Source organism: Levilactobacillus namurensis, assembly GCF_032197885.1.
In the GTDB taxonomy this organism is placed as follows: domain Bacteria; phylum Bacillota; class Bacilli; order Lactobacillales; family Lactobacillaceae; genus Levilactobacillus; species Levilactobacillus namurensis_A.
The window spans coordinates 2,016,035-2,032,395 of sequence record NZ_CP134159.1; the positions used below are offsets into that span (position 1 = coordinate 2,016,035).

The window sequence follows — 16,361 nt, forward strand, 5'->3', positions numbered from 1 at the left end:
TTGAATTCTCTCCTTATGAGTTTGACTTCACGGGAACTAGAAACTCATCCCATGCTTTATTCTATAAGTTTAGCATTGAACTTTCAATCACATTTTGGACGTTTTACAAATTTTGATAGTTTGCAAGCTGAATAAATGAGTCCTCGGACAGACTGGAACCCCCGGCTAAGACCCCATCTACGTTGTTCCGCGCCATCAGACCGGCAATGTTATCCGGCTTCACGCTCCCACCGTACAGGACCCGTACGCCGTTGGCTAAATCATCCGAATAAATATCGGCGATGGTCTGCCGAATCAGGTAGCACCCTTCTTCCGCTTGGTCGCTGGAAGCCGAGGTGCCACTGCCGATGGCCCAGCTAGGTTCGTACGCGATGACGACCTTCGCCGCATTCTCTTCACTGATGCCCTTGAGCGCTGCGCTGACCTGGTTGACGACCCAGTGGATCTTGTCGCCCGATTCACGACGCCCCATGGTTTCGTCACAACAGATGATCGGCGTCATACCGTTACGAAAGACAGCCTGCGCCTTTCGGTTGATCACGTCGTCGGTCTCATTGAAGTAGCGCCGCCGTTCGGAGTGCCCCACAATCACGTAAGGAATGCCCATCTGATGCAACGCTAACGGGCTGATTTCGCCCGTGTAGGCCCCTTCATCTTCGTAGTAACAAGTCTCGGCACCAATTCGCAAGACCTGGTCCTGGTTGGCCTCCAGCATGGTCTGCAAGAACAGTGCTGGTGCGGCAATCGCCGTCTCTACTTGGTCGGCCGCTGGCAACTTGCCTTGCACGCCCGTTACGAAGTCGCGGGCTTCGGTGACCGTTTTGTTCATCTTCCAGTTACCCGCAATCAATGGTATCCGCAACCTAATCCGCCCCTTTTTCGATAAATTCAGTACACAAGCTACATCTTACCTAATTTACCAGTAATCTACCAGTAATAACCCTTTCTTTAGTTTCCCAACGCCACAACAATCTTTTCTGAGACGGTTTCAAAACTTTTCATTAAAGCTTGGGGCTACCATACTCCTTCAATTCAATCTCAGTATCTACAAGTATAGCAAGACAACTTACATCCTGTTTAAACCTCAATAATTTTTGAATAACAAACAGTTTTTAATCATACTTCTTTGCCGTTCTTTCGGGATAAGTGTACCTGTGTACTCCAAAGCAGCAATGTCACGACTTCAAAAAATAGTAAAGATAACCAAGAGACTCGTAACGATATTGCATTTGCAGTCGTTGAAAATAATGCTGACCCCAGCGGAATTGTAACCTGAACTACTGTATAGAAGGTCCCCATAATGGACCCAATCATATTTTCCGGTAACTTTGTGATCATCATAGACTGTACCTGAGGATTAAGAACACCAGTCAAAAATCCACAAGTTAATATTAGGATCAATAAAATAACCTTATTCTTGAAAAACAATATATTAGGTATCAACAAACCGTAGGCACCATATATCAAAAATATTTCCACCGTGATGCTTAAATATCTAGTTATTTTGCTAGGTAAAAAGGAACCAAGTATTGCGCCAATTGATTCAAACATTCCTTACTAAGGCAACGGTATAGCCATAGTTTACAAAAATCAACTGTCGTTGTTCCACTAACGAGAGGTTCAGTAGTACCTCTTGACCTGCATCAAACAAATTGAATGCTGCAAAAACACCTATAAACTTTGTAATGTCGGGAAATGTTTTAAGCAAGCCAAAATTTGAATGTATTTGGTGAATAAATTCTTTTACGTTAAATACTATACCGGAATGCTTTTCTATTACGATATGACTGCTTGAGATATTTGAGAAATTTTTCCGAACATAAAAAAGCAAAATGAATGCAAGAAAAAACGAAACTGAGTTTAGTAGGGCGAAAAAACTGTAATTATAATTAAAAAATGCTAACAAGGTTGCACCAATTAATCCACCAGTAATCTCAAGCGTTGAACTGAATCCCGTCTCAAAGCCCTCCGCCTCAGCTATGTCAGCTGATTGCACAATGTCCTTTATAATTGCAATAGCGCCATATGAATTATAGATACCAATTAAGCTGCAAGTGGCATTCATAATAAGGAGAACAATAAAGATGGTCCAACTAACACGATCCAATAATAACGCACTAATAATTAGAAAAAGCATCCCCTGAACCAATCTATTTATCAACTGCTGTTGAAAATGATTTCTGGATTGATCGGATAAATACCCAATAAGAATATCTAAAAATAATGGAAGTACACCCACAAATGAAGCCAGACCAATTGCTAGAGTAGGATTCGGCATATGCCTTGCATAAATCACAAACACAATACTGAATAGCGTGGAGCCCAGTGCACTGATAATATTGGCAATCATAAACAGACGATATTGAAAATTATGAACGAAAACTGTCATAATTTGAGTCCCCCCTCGTTCGAATTACCCCGATTCTACTTGTCGTTACTCATAAAGAATCATATAATTTAAGGCAAATTTGCCTAGTTTCAGAACTCATTAAGGAGGAACTCAAATGCTCAGTATTGGTGAAACATTAAAACAACTCCGTAAAAATCAGGGACTGACGCAAAATGATCTTTACGGCGGACTGATCTCACCATCCTTTGCCAGTCGTCTTGAACGCGGTTTGCACCGGGTCACCGCGGACACCCTGTTCGCCATTCTTGACCGGTTAATGATTGAGCCCACCGAATTCCAATTTATTCAGCGTGGCAATCGCCCTTCTACCGCGCAGCAAATAGCTGCCCAACTCGCAACAGCTAACAGTCAGCAAAACTTCCCCTGGTTACGCCACCTCGACCAGCGCTATCAAGACAGCGACCACCCCGACCTTCAGGCCTTAGCAACGTTTGCCGATCTCTCCATCAGTGTAGTCGATGGGCGCCTTGTCGATACCCCCCGGACTGATCGAATCTGGCGACGCTTTAACCAGGCCCAATTGTGGACTTTGACCGAAATTCGACAAGCCAATATGTGGTTACTGATTGCGGATGCTAAGAACGCTCAGGCCCAGATTCTCCAGGGAATCGACAAGATGCACCACAGCTGTGCCCGGTATTTGTCCCAGCAAACAGACATCTTTCATGTGCAACAATCACTGTTGGATTTTGACAATCTAGCCTTCCAGACCTTGGTTCAGAATCACCGCTACGAAGATGCACAATATTTTTGGTCTAACTGGCGTCCCGTCGATCCCGAACGGCTTAATGTCGAGGCCCGCATCACGCAACTCGTCACTGATTGCTTCTGGGAGTGGTACTTTGGTGATTTTAACCAAGCAGACCATCAAGCCCAGATTCTCCGACATCTTCCCACCAACAAAGATTCGCTCTACATCCACGATGTTCTGCACGCCTACCGTCACTTTGCCAAGTGCTACCGGAAATCCTCAGAAAAAGCCTAACAAAAAATCGGCTTCCACCATCATCATTCGATGAAGTGAAAACCGATTTTTATGACTACAAACTGCAGTCTTATTTAAAGAGTTTACTTGTCAGAAATCGCAGCAATTCCTGGTAAGGTCTTCCCTTCAAGGTATTCGAGAGAAGCACCACCACCAGTAGAGATGTGGGACAGCTTGTCCGCAACCCCTAATTGTTGAACGGCAGCCGTGGAGTCCCCACCACCAACGATGGTCTTGGCATCGCTTAAGGTACCCAGGAACTTCCCAACTTCCAACGTTCCTTCAGCGTAGTTTGGCATTTCGAACACACCCATTGGGCCGTTCCAAACCACCGTCTTGGCGCTCTTCAGAACATCTTCGAATTCTTTGATGGACTTAGGACCGATATCCAAGGCCATGTAGCCGTCAGGAATGTCACCGTCGACCGTCTTGTGGTCTGCATCATTCTTGAATTCAGTTGCGACTACGGAGTCACTTGGCAGAACCAGCTTGTCGCCGGCCTTGTCCAAGATTTCCTTGGCTAAGTCGATCTTGTCCTTTTCAACTAAGGAGTTCCCAATCTTCATGCCCTTAGCAGCGTAGAAGGTGTAAGTCATCCCACCACCGATCAAGACCTTGTCAGCCTTGGACAGTAAGTTGTCGATAACGCCAATCTTGTCGGAAACCTTGGCACCACCTAAGATGGCAACGAATGGGTGTTCTGGGTTGTCCACAGCACCACCGATGAACTTGATTTCCTTTTCCATCAAGAAACCAGCAGCGGTTTGGGCCATGTTCGACGCGATTCCCACGTTAGAAGCGTGAGAACGGTGCGCCGTCCCGAAGGCATCGTTGACGAAGACGTCACCCAATGAAGCCCAGTACTTGCCCAATTCAGGGTCGTTGCCGGATTCACGCTTAACGTATTCGCCGTCCTTAACGTCTTCGTAACGAGTGTTTTCCATAACCAGAACATCGCCGTCGCTCAGACCGTTGATGGCGTCTTCCAGCTGCTTACCTTCCGTGGTTGGCACGAAAGTCACTGGCTTGTTCAACAAGTTGGACAGACGTTCTGCCACTGGCCGCATGGACAGACCTGGCTTGTCGTCTTCCTTCTTGACCCGACCTAAGTGAGAAAGCAAGATGGCCTTACCACCATGTTCAATCACGTACTTGATCGTTGGCAATGCCGCTACGATCCGGTTGTCGTTACCGATGACGCCGTCTTTGATCGGGACGTTAAAGTCGACCCGCATCAGGACTTTTTTGCCCTTCAAATCTAAATCAGAAACTGTTAATTTCGCCAATTTAGAAATCCTCCTTCAATGACATGCTTAAAAATGATTACTTTCACAATATACAGCACTTACCCGTGAATTTCAAAGGACTTCTCTTAAATTCACGGCGCAAGCAAAAACGCGCCGAGGAAATTCCTCCCCCGCCGCGTCTTGCGCATCCTAAACGTTATAAACGTTAGGCAATGTCTAACGAATTAGAGCGTTGCGAAACGAAGTAAAGTCCGGACCATGTTGCAAGTGAAGCCCCATTCGTTATCGTACCAAGCAACGGTCTTAACCAATTGGGTGTCACCGGCAGTCGTAACTTCCGTTTGAGTTGGATCAAAGACAGAACCATGAGGGTCGTCAATGATGTCGGTAGATACGATTTCGTCAGCATTGTAACCGAAGGCTTCGTTACCATCGGTGTGCTTCTTCATTGCGTCGTTGATTTCGTCGGCCGTAACCTTCTTGTCAAGAACAGCAACTAATTCAGTCAGAGAACCATCTGGAACGGAAACCCGTTGTGCATGGCCTTGTAACTTACCTTGTAATTCAGGGATAACCAAACCGATCGCCTTAGCAGCACCAGTTGAGTGAGGAATGGTGTTGACAGAAGCAGTCCGGTTGTTCCGCATCTTCTTACCACGAGGGCCATCCAAGATCATTTGAGTGGACGTGAAGGCGTGGATCGTGGTCATCGTACCGGCCTTGATACCGAAGTCTTCGTTCAAGAAGTATGCCATTGGAGCAAGGCAGTTAGTCGTGCAAGAACCAGCAGAAACGATCACATCGTCCTTGGTCAACTTGTCCAAGTTAACGCCAGGAACAACCGTCGTAACGGCACCGGCTGGGGCAGAAACTAAGACCCGCTTAACACCAGCATCGATGTGGGCGTGAGCCTTTTCTTCAGAAGTGTAGAAACCGGTACATTCAAGAACGAAGTCAACGCCATCGTTCTTAACCCAAGGAATATCTTGAGCCTTTGGTTCAGCGTAAACTGGGTATTCCTTACCGTCAACCACGATACCCTTGTCCGTTGATGAAACTTCACCAGGGAAACGGCCATGAGTTGAGTCATACTTCAATAAGTATGCCAACATTGAAGGCGTCGTTAAATCGTTGATTGCGACAACTTCGATGTCATCAGAGTGCAGTTCGTGAATCCGCTTGAAAGCCAAACGACCGATACGGCCGAAACCATTAATACCAATCTTTACAGTCATACTGTGATTTCCTCCTTCAGGAAGCAAACAAAGATAATTTTTTTAAAAAGCAGTACATGTTAAGTGTATCACTTTTTTAAAACAATGTCAGCAGCACCATCATCGGTTATCAACCAAGTCTGGGCTGGCGCTAAATGCATGTAGGCCGCAATGGCCGTTCCCTTCTCCGCCCCACCGGCGACCGCAATCACCAGTGGCTTATTGGCCAGGTCAGCAATACCGATCCCGATTCGGGGGAACTTGCTGACCACGTGACCCGTGGCATCGAAGAAGAACCCAAACGCTTCACCTACCGCGTGGGCGGCGGTCAAATCCCCAATCACCTGGGGCGACATGTTTCGCCGCTCCGCCATGGTCCGGGCCTGACCAATGCCGTGGAGAACCACGTTACTTTCATTGATCAGCTGTAAGACTTCGTGAATCGCTGGTTCTGCAAATAACGACTTGTAAGTAGCGGTGTTTAGTTGTTCCGGCACGAATAACGACCGGAACTTACTATTCGTCCGCTGAGCCATTTGGGCACTCACGGCGTTGGCCTGAATGTCCGGTGACTCACCAATGCCCCCGCGTGCCGGGACAAACAACAGCTCCCGGTTGGTCGCAAGTGACGGGGTCAGGACCGACGCCACGGTCGCTAAGGTATGCCCGCCCATCACGGCCACCGTACTGGCACCACTGGGCAGCTGATCCATCAAGACCTGCTTGGCCGCTTCGGCCATTCCGCCCAGTGACCCGTTCGCCGCGGTACTGTCCCCCGGCACAATGGTGCAATTGGCAATTCCTAACTTTTGAGCTAACTTGCGCTCACGTTCCTGCCGACCGGCCAACGTATCCATCACCGGCGTTAACCCGTGCAAGACCCGGTTACCCGCCGCGGTGATCTGCATCCCCTTGACGCTCATCTGGATGAATCCCAGATTAGCCAAGGCATCCGTCGTAGTCCGAACCGTGCGTTCAGTACAGGCTAAGTGGTTGGCCAAAGTTCGCCGGCCAACCGGCTGAAGAGCAGCGATACCCTTTAATACCCGAAAGCGACTGGTTAATTTCGTCACCATCTGGGGCATAATCGCTTCTACCCATTGCCAATCATCCTGCATCCTACTTACCTCCCGGTGGGACGTTGAGCGACCAGGGTGGCCAAATAACGCCCACCCTGCTCAAAAAATATAGGCCAACTCATCGCTAACCTAACTTACTGTGTCAGTATAAGCCCATTTAAGTCCTTTGGCAAGTGAATCCACCTAACGATTTCTTAATTTCGAACCGACCTAGACCGCTGACCGTCTCCTCCCAGAAGCAAGTCTATTCTAGCAGGCATCCGCCCAATTCTGAGAGCATTAAAAAAATACTAAGCTTAGAGGCATAGAAGTTACCCGACGGGGTGCTCCTATGCCTCTATTACTTTATAGTGGTAGTGAAGACAGGCCGTGGGCGCTTTGGGTCCTTGAGACCGTAATAAAAAATGGCCGCTTCACTGGTTTTAGTCAATTTGATCAAAGTATTTGGGCTCTCGAAGCCGTGTTTTGAAAACGAGATTACTAAAACTGACGTGAAGACTTCAGAAAGACAGGTATATGATTATGCGAACAATTATTGGAATCGATGTCAGTAAAAACAAAGCTAACGTTGCGGTGGCGACGGATTTAATCGTCGCCAAAGAACTGACCGTCCCTCTAGATGCACTGGGATTTAATGAACTGAAACACGTCGTGCTTCAGTTCGGCGGAAAAGCGGAAATCGTCTTTGAAGCGACTGGTGTTTACTCCCGGCGCTTAGAGTATTTCCTTCAACAAGAAAATTTGAATTACCATATTTTAAATCCCCTGGCGGCTAAGAATCGCATCGCCACTGGTACGCGAATGAGAAAAAACGATCAACGTGATGCGCGCCGATTGGCGATTACCGAGTTTACCGAACAGTTAGAGCCCTATCTTCTAGCTTACAAACAGGATCCCATCTATCGTGAATTAACGGATATGAACCGTTATTACGACCAACTCAATGAGGATAAGAAACGGGCCCGCAATCGAGCTCATCGTGTCTTACAGCTTGTATTTGCGTCATTTGGGGCCTCCAAGGGTGGCTTTAACTTCGATACAAAGCTGGCTTGGAAGATCCTAACACTCTTCCCGCATGCACAAATCGTTCGTGAAATTGGCGACCTTAACGCGTTAGAAGCACGAATATCAGCAGCACATTTCAAAGGGATGAACGCTAGGCGTATTCACGATGCCGCACGAAAGTTATGGAAACTGGCCGCTCAGAATGGTGACGCCGTACCCGTTACTTCGGATAACACGCGGCAAATGAAAGCTTTGGCGGAACAAGTTCTCACCCTAGAAGCAGCGCAGGACCAGCAGGTCGTGCGCATGATGGCCTTAGGTAAATCCTTGTCAGAGTTTACGCTTCTTCAAACAATCCCTGGTATTGGTGGCAGTACCGCCATTCGGCTAATTAGTGAATTAGGTGATATCCGACGGTTCAATACCCGTCAGCAATTGAACAGCTATGTTGGCCTGGACACAACGGAAGTTGACTCCGGTGACCATCAATCCGCTCGCCATATCACCAAACACGGTAATCCCCATGCACGCCGAATCTTGTATTGGACGGTCGTTCTTATGCTTAATCCTAAGATGGGCGACAATCATATTCGCGATGCATACGAAAAAAGACGAGAAGCTTCTTCTTCAAAGAAGAAACTCATCGTCCGTCAAATGGATCGTCTTATTAAAACAATCCTATACCTGATAAAAACGAATCAACCTTACTCCTATGAGCTGAGCCCTCAATCGAAGTAACATTCATTATAGTTTATAATACCAGCCTTGAAAAAAATTTGATACCTCCAAGGCTTATTTAGCTGGCTATAAATCACTAAAATAATAGCAATAGGGCCTAGGCTCCGGAACGAAGAACATCGTTCCGGAACCTAGACCCTAAATTTCTCATCATAAAACATTGATTTAACAACATCTTTATTGACAAAACGTAGAAAAAGCTCACCGCCAACAACGGTGAGCTTACTAAGTGCGCCCGGAGGGAATCGAACCCCCATTTCAAGAACCGGAATCTTACGTGCGATCCATTACACTACGGGCGCATATCAATGACTTGATAACACTTAATTACTATAACTGATTTTGCATAAAAATACAAGGCGTATCTGAAAATTTATCCTGATTATTTTTACCGTTCCCCATCTGAGTGGCCCTGACTTAGTTCGGTCACCAGCCATTCACTTGAATGGTCGCGCTTCCGTCAGACGAACACCGGTGGGCCCTGGCACTTAATACGCGTCGGTCCCCTACCGAATGATTATCCACCCGCAAGAGCGATTTGTGGGAAATACTCATTCCCGTCGCAGTCCATTACCCTCTAAAACATGCTATAATGACGGAACCATTTGATTATTGGAGGTTTCATTATGACGCGTCATAAGACCTTTCGTCTGGTGGTCGATGCCCTGCTAATGGCCATCGTCCTCCTACAAAACATCGTGCCCTTTCTAGGGTACATCCCCCTGGGGCCCTTCAGCATGACCCTGATTGGGCTCACCGTAATCGTCGCTGGTATCGCACTCGAACCTCGCGACGGTGCCCTCATCGGGGGCTTCTGGGGCCTGATCACTTTCGTCCGGGCCTTCACCTCGCCTACCAGCCCCGTGGCGCCTTACGTCTTCACGAATCCATTGGTCGCCATCTTGCCCCGCCTCTTAATGGGGCTGATTGCCGGGTACCTCTACCGGTGGGTCCGCCAACGTTGGTCCAGTACCAACGCAATGCGGTTGGCCGCCGGAGTCGGTGCTCTCATCAACAGCTGCCTAGTTCTGGGCATGATCTACATCTTCTACCAGACGCCCCAAGTGGCCCACGCCATGGGTGCCACCGGCGGGAAGACCCTAGGGTACGTCCTGATGCTCTCGGTCCTGACCAACGCCATCCCCGAGTTACTTCTGGACAGCCTGGTCGCCCCGCTGATTGCCCGGCCCCTCCGGCATAAATGGGACCGTTTAAAAGCTTAATCACCCGTCAATGGGGCTCGGCTATTCGCCGGGTCCCATTTTTAGGTCGAAAAAAAAGCTCACCGCCAACAACGGTAAGCTTACTGAGTGCGCCCGGAGGGAATCGAACCCCCATTTCAAGAACCGGAATCTTACGTGCGATCCATTACACTACGGGCGCATATAGCCGTGTTCCTTTAACAGAACACTAACTACTATACCTGACCCCCATCTGAATTTCAAGGGGCAAACGCATTTTTCTTTAATCAAATCTCATCACAGGTAGACCACAGTCAGTCCCGCCAAGGAGACCCGCCCCTGGACGATGACCCGCGGCCCATCCGTGGCTGGTTGCTTGCCCTTGACGTCCACCCCGCCCAGACTGGAGTCTACCGCTAACTTGACGTTCCAGTCACTCGGGAAGTACAGGGTCACGCCCCCCAACGAGACGTCTAGGTTAACCACTGCCCCATCGGCTGCCACCTGAACGTCGTCAAAGTACACTTTCGCGTTCCCCATCCGGACCCGGACGTCGGCTTGTTGAAAGTCCTGCGATTGGAGGTACCGAATACTATCTCCCATGTTGACGTCAACCTGCACGTGGTCCTCATCCGTGGTCATCCGATCGGGACTACCCAAGCGTTCGTCCGAATCCTCCCAGTCATCTTCCGTGCCGGAATCAAAGTGGTAGTGGTAACTAATCGCGTGCGTGGGCTTCAACAAGAGCGTCAAACCAATGGTCACCAACAAGGCGACGCCCACGATAGTCCAGGGCCCCAGGGCCGTGATGCCCAACGGCCGGCGAAATAGAATCGCCAAGGCCGCCAACCCAAAGACGGTGCCCGTGATGCCTTTATGCGCCAAACTATAGATGACGATGGCGACCATGAAGATTGCAAATAGGATGCGCCAAAACCCAAACTCGGCGGGTAATCCGCCCAACTGGCCCATGACCACCAGGACAGCGCCAATGAGAAAGAAGCTCCCCCAAAACCAACGATGACTTTTTTTCATCATGACTCATTCCTTTCGTTCCAAGGCGTGCTTGACGGCACCGTAATAGCGCCGTGACACGTAGAGTTGCTTATGCGACTGCTGAAACTGAATCAGGTTACCGGTCAGTGACTTGCTCAACGTGGCAATCTGCTGGACGTTGACCACGGCGGACTTGGAGGCCCGGACAAACGTCGCCGGCAATTCGGCGGCCAATTGATATAGCGGCACGTGGGTGGTAACCACCCGATTCGCGGTATGAATCGCCACCTGGTGGCCGGTTGCCTCGCAGAACAGGATGGTCGCAACGGCGATTCGTTCGCGACGGCCCCGCTGGGTGACCACCAACTGCTGCGGTGGTGCTACGGCCGCTTGGATGGCCGCTACCAGCTGGGCCGTCGTCGCCGTTTGGGCTGGGACCCGGACCACAACGCTGGGGGCGGTCAGGTCCGAATCAATCTCGACTTTAACTTCCATCTCATCCCTCCCGTGGTGACCGCTCTGTGCCGCCGCTCCATCGCGCCGGTGCTTATTAATAGTAGACCACATCCCCGACTAGCTGTAAACACCGCCAGCCCAAGGGGCCAGTCAAGCCCCCTAACCGGTCATTTTTGTGACAGAATACGTGTCATTTGGCCGAACTCTGTTATGATAGGGTCAGTTAATCGGCAAATCAATCCAGGGGAAGACATATCGTTTGACCTGTTTTGACCAAAGCGGTACACTAACAACATGTTAGCAATCGCTAGCCACACAACGTAATCTAAGGAGGCTATCACGTCATGAATTTAGTACCAACTGTTATTGAACAATCATCCCGTGGTGAACGGGCATACGACATCTATTCACGACTCTTAAAGGACCGCATCATCATGCTTTCCGGTCCCATCGAAGATGACATGGCCAACGCAATTATTGCGCAACTACTCTTCTTGGATGCTCAAGACAACACTAAGGATATTTCCTTATACATCAACTCACCTGGTGGCGTCGTTTCTTCCGGGTTAGCTATCTACGATACCATGAACTTCATCCAATCTGACGTTCAAACGATCACGTTAGGGATGGCGGCTTCCATGGCCAGCGTGCTGGCTTCTTCCGGGACTAAGGGTAAGCGGTTCGCCTTACCACACGCCCAAGTCATGATTCACCAACCATCCGGTGGTGCACAAGGGCAACAAACTGAAATCGAAATTGCTGCTCGTGAAATCTTGAAGACGCGGAAGTTAATCAACCAAATCTTAGCTGACAACTCCGGCCAACCAATCGAACGGATCAACAAGGACACGGAACGGGATAACTACCTGAGTGCCCAAGACGCCGTCGATTACGGTTTAATCGACCACATTATGACCAACAGCAGCGAACAAAAGAAGTAATCAGTAATCATCACCTTAAAACGCTCGTCACAACCGTGACGGGCGTTTTATGATGAACCGAATCGACCCAAGGGGCAGATAGTGACAATCCCCCGCCTTACCGGTTGGGCCTGGAATCAATGATATGCATCGTCATACACTTGACGCTACAAACGGTTGCCGGTCTAATTCACACAAACAACCACTGTGACCTTATCCTGCTTGAGATGAGGCCTTTTTTACCCAATAATAGTCGTCAACAATATCCTTGAAAGTCGCGGCTTGATACTGCATCATATTCGGATATGGTTACACGATTGTGAGCCGAAAGGACGGCCAGATAAGGCGGATGACGATCACATCGGTAATTGTTTTATACGGAAGGCTTGAAGCCCAAGGGTCATGTCTGACTCTCAGCATCATACATTCCAAAAAAGCTCTGTAAAGCCAAAAGGTTTTACAGAGCTAATTTTTAGCTATTCTACAAACAACTTGGCTGACATCACCACTTAAGCCGTGGCTTCGCCCTCCCGCAGTTGCTTGGCATAATCGTTGATTTTACGTAGCCGGTGGTTGATCCCCGATTTGGAGATGGGACCACCCGGAACCAGGTCGCCCAGTTCCTTGAGACTGACCTCACGGTGCGCCAACCGGGTCTCGGCAACTTCCCGCAACTTGGTCGGCAACTGACCTAACCCCACCGTGGCTTCGATATATTGAATATTATCGATCTGGCGGGTCGAAGCGTTAGCCACCTTGTCCAGGTTCGCGCTCTCACAGTTGACCAGCCGGTTGACCGAATTACGCATGTCCCGCATGATTCGGACATCTTCGAACTTCAGCATCGACGTGGTCGCCCCAATCAAGGACAGGAAGGTGGCAATCTTTTCAGCCCCCTTCAGGTAGGTGATGTACCCGCTGCGTCGGACGATGGTCCGGGCGTTTAAGTCATAGCGGTTCATCATCTCAGCAATCATCTGGTTGTGCTCCTCATATAGGGAGTAGATTTCCAGGTGATACCGGCTGGTTTCGGGATTGTTGACCGAGCCTCCCGCGAGAAACGCCCCCCGCAAGTACGAACGGACCTGCAGATCCGAGTGCAAGATCTCATCGGGGACCGACTCTAAGAGTTGCATCCCGTCAAAAATCCCCAAGTCGGAGAGAACCTCCGTGGCCCCGTTCTTGACCCGCACGATGTACAGGTTATTCTTCTTCAACTTCATCTTCCGCCGAACCAACAATTCACTTTCCAAATCATAAAACTGCTTCAGTAACTGGTACATCCGTCGCGCAATCGCTGGGTTTTCCGTCTGAACGTTCAGGACGAAACGGTGGTTCGCCAGCCCCAGTGCCCCGTTCATTCGAATCAAGGCAACCAGTTCGGCCTTCGCGTTGGCCCGATGCACCTCTAGGGTGGTCAGTTCTTTTTTTACTTCACTTGCAAAAGACACGTTAAGCCCCCCCGTTCGCTCGGTAACGCGGCTGACCAATCAGGTTCAAGAGTTCTGAGACCACTTCTTGCCCATTATGGAACGCCCCGTTATCGCGCAATTGTAAGAAGTCCGTCGAGATGACCCGGCACCCTTGGCTGCGTAGGCCTTGAAAATCATGACGGACTGGTTGTGACATTTCATTCCACCGTTGGTAATCGATGTACTGGTCGGGCACCTTACGGGTGTTGACCAGGACCGTATCAATAAAGTTGCGGTGTAAGTGTTGGTTCAAGACGCGCACATGGTCGGCGTCCGTAAAGTTCTCGGTCTCGCCCTTCTGCGTCATGATGTTGCAGATGTAGACCACCTCGGCCTGCGACTCGCAGACCGCCCGGCCGACACTGTCGATCATCAGGTTCGGCAGGATGCTGGTAAACAGGCTACCGGGACCCAAGACAATCTGGTCAGCGTTCATGATGGCATCGATCACCGGTTGAACCGCGTGCGGCTGTTGATGGTGATCGCTAGTTTCGACCCAGACCCGCTTGATCAGCTTATGGGCCGCCGTAATCTCTGATTCCCCGCTGAGGGTGCTGCCATCGTCGAATTGCGCGTGCAGTTCCAAGGGCTCGTTCGCCGCCGGATAGATGTGCCCGTTGACCCGCATCAACTGCGAGAGCTCCTGAACGGCGTCAAAGATACCGCCCTTCATCTCGGACAACGCCGCAATGATCAGATTACCAATCGCGTGGCCGGCAAAGAAATCGTCGGTGGTCTCGAAGCGGTACTGGAACAGGTCCTTGTAAATCCCGGGGACCTCCGCCAAAGCGACCATCACGTTACGAATATCACCAGGTGGCACCACGTTAACGTAATGGCGAATGATGCCGGACGAGCCGCCATCATCAGCCACCGTCACCACCGCCGTGATGTCGACGTCCTGGTCCCGTAGGTTACTCAAAATCACGGGTAACCCGGTCCCCCCGCCAATCACGACGATTCTGGGCCGATGAGTTTTCATTAAATCTTTCATGATCGGTTCGCGGACTCCTTTCGTTTATTAATATCGCGATGGGTCACGTGAACCGGATACTGGTTCCCCAAAGCCTGAGCCAACCGCTGCGTTAGCGCAACCGAACGGTGTTGACCCCCGGTACAGCCAATGGCAATCGTCAAGTTGGCCTTACCCTCTTTTTTATACCCCGGCATGATGGCCTCTAGCAAGCTCAAGAACTGCTGGTAAAAGGCTTCCGTCTGGGGTTGTTGCATCACATAATCGTAGACTGGTTGATCCAAGCCCGTCTGGTCCCGCAACTCCGGTAAGTAGTACGGGTTCGGCAAGAACCGCACGTCCATCACGATGTCGGCATCGATTGGCAGGCCGTACTTAAAGCCAAAGGACATCAGCTCGATATGGAACGTCTGCGTACTTTCCGTCTCATAGTTATGGAAGATCTCTTCGCGTAACTTACGGGGCGAAATGCTCGTGGTGTCGATCACCAGCTGGGCCGCCTGACGGATGGGCGCCAACAGCTCTCGTTCGCGTTGAATCCCTTCCATGACGCGACCGTTTCGCGCCAATGGATGGGAGCGCCGGGTCTCCTTATACCGCGAGACCAGTTCCTCGTCGGAAGCATCCAAAAAGAGCACCTGAGCCTGCATGGTCCCGTGCACAGCTACATCGTTCAGCATTTTGACGATTTCGTCGTAAAACGCTCGTGACCGCAAATCAATCACCAGCGCAATTTTGTTCAACTTACCGGATTCGCGGACCAGGTCCCAAAATTTCGGTAGGAGGGTTGGGGGCAAGTTATCAATACAGAAATAGCCGAGATCCTCAAAACTCTGCATCGCAACCGTCTTGCCGGCCCCACTCATCCCCGTAATAATTACTAAATGGACTTGTTCAGTCATCGTTTACGCCACCCTTTCCGTCTAAAAATGTCTTTTACGAGTATAGCACACCGGGCGTGTCTTTCCTAATCATTCTCTTGTTCCCACCTAAAAATAACGGGTTACCGACCTAATTCGCCCCAACACGCCAATAAAAAAGTTCGCGGTCATCTACCGCGAACTTGGCTGTTACTCTAATATTCAGCCATACCTGGCTGGGTCCTGACTAGCCGCGACTGCGAGCGAACGCAATCCAGATAGCGTTGAGGCCAAAGATCATAAAGAAAATGGCGACCAACCCGTTTAACGACAACGCCGCCAAAACAGGGTGGACGAACAAGAGAATTCCGACGATCAACGTTAGAATATCCAGAACCATCGAAATCCAGAAGTAGCCCCCGCCAAACCGACGCAGGTGGTTGGCCACAATCAATCGCTCAAGCGAGTCAATGATAAACCACAGGGCGAACAGGTACCCCAACGTGACAATGGCGCTGTTCATATCGAAGAAGAACACCACGGCAATCAAGATATCTAAGATGCCTAACGCGAGCGCAAAATTGGCGCGCACGCCCGTAACTTCACGTAATTTTGAATACCCCGCAATCGTGGTCAGACCACTTAGAAGGGCCATAACGGCAAAAATAATAGCTAAGCCCGTGAGTCCAATCTTGGGTGACCGAAATAGACCGTACGCGGCAACCAAGAATAGGATGCCCAGAATAAATTCGCCCCAATCGAAGCCCCAACGGGTCCGGTTCATTTGAAACATTTGCGTGCATCTCCTCACAACTTCAGTCATCT

15 protein-coding genes and 2 tRNA genes are annotated in these 16,361 nt (G+C 49.8%); 4 read left to right on the top strand and 13 right to left on the bottom strand.

The genetic code is table 11. The features are described 5' to 3' along the window. Positions 1–103: 103 nt before the first annotated feature. Complete coding sequence (gene tpiA, locus RIN67_RS09700) at positions 104–862, bottom strand: triose-phosphate isomerase (protein WP_024747684.1); 759 nt, start codon at positions 860–862, stop codon at positions 104–106. Between the two features lie 681 nt (positions 863–1,543). After that, positions 1,544–2,389 carry an MFS transporter gene (locus RIN67_RS09705; protein ID WP_264999400.1) on the bottom strand — a complete coding sequence of 282 codons (846 nt, stop codon included), beginning with the start codon at positions 2,387–2,389 and terminating at the stop codon, positions 1,544–1,546. Positions 2,390–2,504: 115 nt separating this feature from the next. On the opposite strand from RIN67_RS09705, the gene RIN67_RS09710 reads away from it, so the two are divergent. Then, positions 2,505–3,395 (top strand): helix-turn-helix domain-containing protein, encoded by an 891-nt coding sequence (locus tag RIN67_RS09710; RefSeq protein ID WP_264999401.1) that lies wholly within the window; start codon positions 2,505–2,507, stop codon positions 3,393–3,395. An 83-nt stretch (positions 3,396–3,478) separates the two neighbouring features. Here the strand turns inward: RIN67_RS09710 and RIN67_RS09715 are convergent, their stop codons facing one another. The 3 genes from RIN67_RS09715 to RIN67_RS09725 form a co-directional block, all read right to left on the bottom strand. After that, on the bottom strand, positions 3,479–4,681 hold the full coding sequence (locus RIN67_RS09715) for a phosphoglycerate kinase (protein ID WP_024747683.1): 1,203 nt from the start codon (positions 4,679–4,681) through the stop codon (positions 3,479–3,481). A 185-nt stretch (positions 4,682–4,866) separates the two neighbouring features. Further along, positions 4,867–5,877, bottom strand: coding sequence for a type I glyceraldehyde-3-phosphate dehydrogenase (gene gap, locus RIN67_RS09720; RefSeq protein WP_024747682.1), 1,011 nt, complete (start codon positions 5,875–5,877; stop codon positions 4,867–4,869). Positions 5,878–5,945: 68 nt separating this feature from the next. Then, positions 5,946–6,974: a sugar-binding transcriptional regulator gene (locus RIN67_RS09725; protein WP_024747681.1), complete on the bottom strand. Its 1,029-nt coding sequence runs from the start codon at positions 6,972–6,974 to the stop codon at positions 5,946–5,948. A 477-nt stretch (positions 6,975–7,451) separates the two neighbouring features. Between RIN67_RS09725 and RIN67_RS09730 the strand changes: the two genes are divergently transcribed. Beyond that, positions 7,452–8,678 (top strand): IS110 family RNA-guided transposase, encoded by a 1,227-nt coding sequence (locus tag RIN67_RS09730; RefSeq protein WP_313872918.1) that lies wholly within the window; start codon positions 7,452–7,454, stop codon positions 8,676–8,678. A 230-nt stretch (positions 8,679–8,908) separates the two neighbouring features. Here the strand turns inward: RIN67_RS09730 and RIN67_RS09735 are convergent. Continuing rightward, a tRNA-Arg gene (locus tag RIN67_RS09735) sits at positions 8,909–8,980 on the bottom strand. A gap of 324 nt (positions 8,981–9,304) precedes the next feature. On the opposite strand from RIN67_RS09735, the gene RIN67_RS09740 reads away from it, so the two are divergent. Then, positions 9,305–9,901 carry an ECF transporter S component gene (locus RIN67_RS09740; RefSeq protein WP_034545719.1) on the top strand — a complete coding sequence of 199 codons (597 nt, stop codon included), beginning with the start codon at positions 9,305–9,307 and terminating at the stop codon, positions 9,899–9,901. Positions 9,902–9,989: 88 nt separating this feature from the next. Here the strand turns inward: RIN67_RS09740 and RIN67_RS09745 are convergent. The 3 genes from RIN67_RS09745 to RIN67_RS09755 form a co-directional block, all read right to left on the bottom strand. Further along, positions 9,990–10,061, bottom strand: a tRNA-Arg gene (locus tag RIN67_RS09745). A 95-nt stretch (positions 10,062–10,156) separates the two neighbouring features. Beyond that, positions 10,157–10,894, bottom strand: a complete 738-nt coding sequence (locus RIN67_RS09750; RefSeq protein ID WP_265000350.1) for a LiaF transmembrane domain-containing protein — start codon at positions 10,892–10,894, stop codon at positions 10,157–10,159. 6 nt (positions 10,895–10,900) lie between these two features. Then, entirely contained in the window at positions 10,901–11,350 is a 450-nt protein-coding gene (locus RIN67_RS09755) for a LytTR family DNA-binding domain-containing protein (protein WP_265000351.1), read from the bottom strand. Positions 11,351–11,655: 305 nt separating this feature from the next. On the opposite strand from RIN67_RS09755, the gene clpP reads away from it, so the two are divergent. Continuing rightward, positions 11,656–12,252, top strand: coding sequence for an ATP-dependent Clp endopeptidase proteolytic subunit ClpP (gene clpP, locus RIN67_RS09760; protein WP_024747677.1), 597 nt, complete (start codon positions 11,656–11,658; stop codon positions 12,250–12,252). Positions 12,253–12,740: 488 nt separating this feature from the next. On the opposite strand, the gene whiA is transcribed toward clpP, so the two are convergent. The 4 genes from whiA to RIN67_RS09780 all read right to left on the bottom strand — a co-directional run bounded on the left by whiA (position 12,741) and on the right by RIN67_RS09780 (position 16,329). Next, the gene (gene whiA, locus RIN67_RS09765; RefSeq protein WP_024747676.1) at positions 12,741–13,682 is read right to left on the bottom strand and encodes a DNA-binding protein WhiA; all 942 of its coding nucleotides are present in this window, start codon (positions 13,680–13,682) and stop codon (positions 12,741–12,743) included. Position 13,683: 1 nt separating this feature from the next. Next, the gene (locus tag RIN67_RS09770; protein ID WP_024747675.1) at positions 13,684–14,697 is read right to left on the bottom strand and encodes a gluconeogenesis factor YvcK family protein; all 1,014 of its coding nucleotides are present in this window, start codon (positions 14,695–14,697) and stop codon (positions 13,684–13,686) included. Beyond that, complete coding sequence (gene rapZ, locus RIN67_RS09775; RefSeq protein ID WP_024747674.1) at positions 14,694–15,578, bottom strand: RNase adapter RapZ; 885 nt, start codon at positions 15,576–15,578, stop codon at positions 14,694–14,696. The genes RIN67_RS09770 and rapZ overlap by 4 nt, the downstream gene beginning before the upstream one ends. A gap of 205 nt (positions 15,579–15,783) precedes the next feature. Further along, on the bottom strand, positions 15,784–16,329 hold the full coding sequence (locus tag RIN67_RS09780; RefSeq protein WP_265000352.1) for an HdeD family acid-resistance protein: 546 nt from the start codon (positions 16,327–16,329) through the stop codon (positions 15,784–15,786). Between the last annotated feature and the right edge of the window lie 32 nt (positions 16,330–16,361).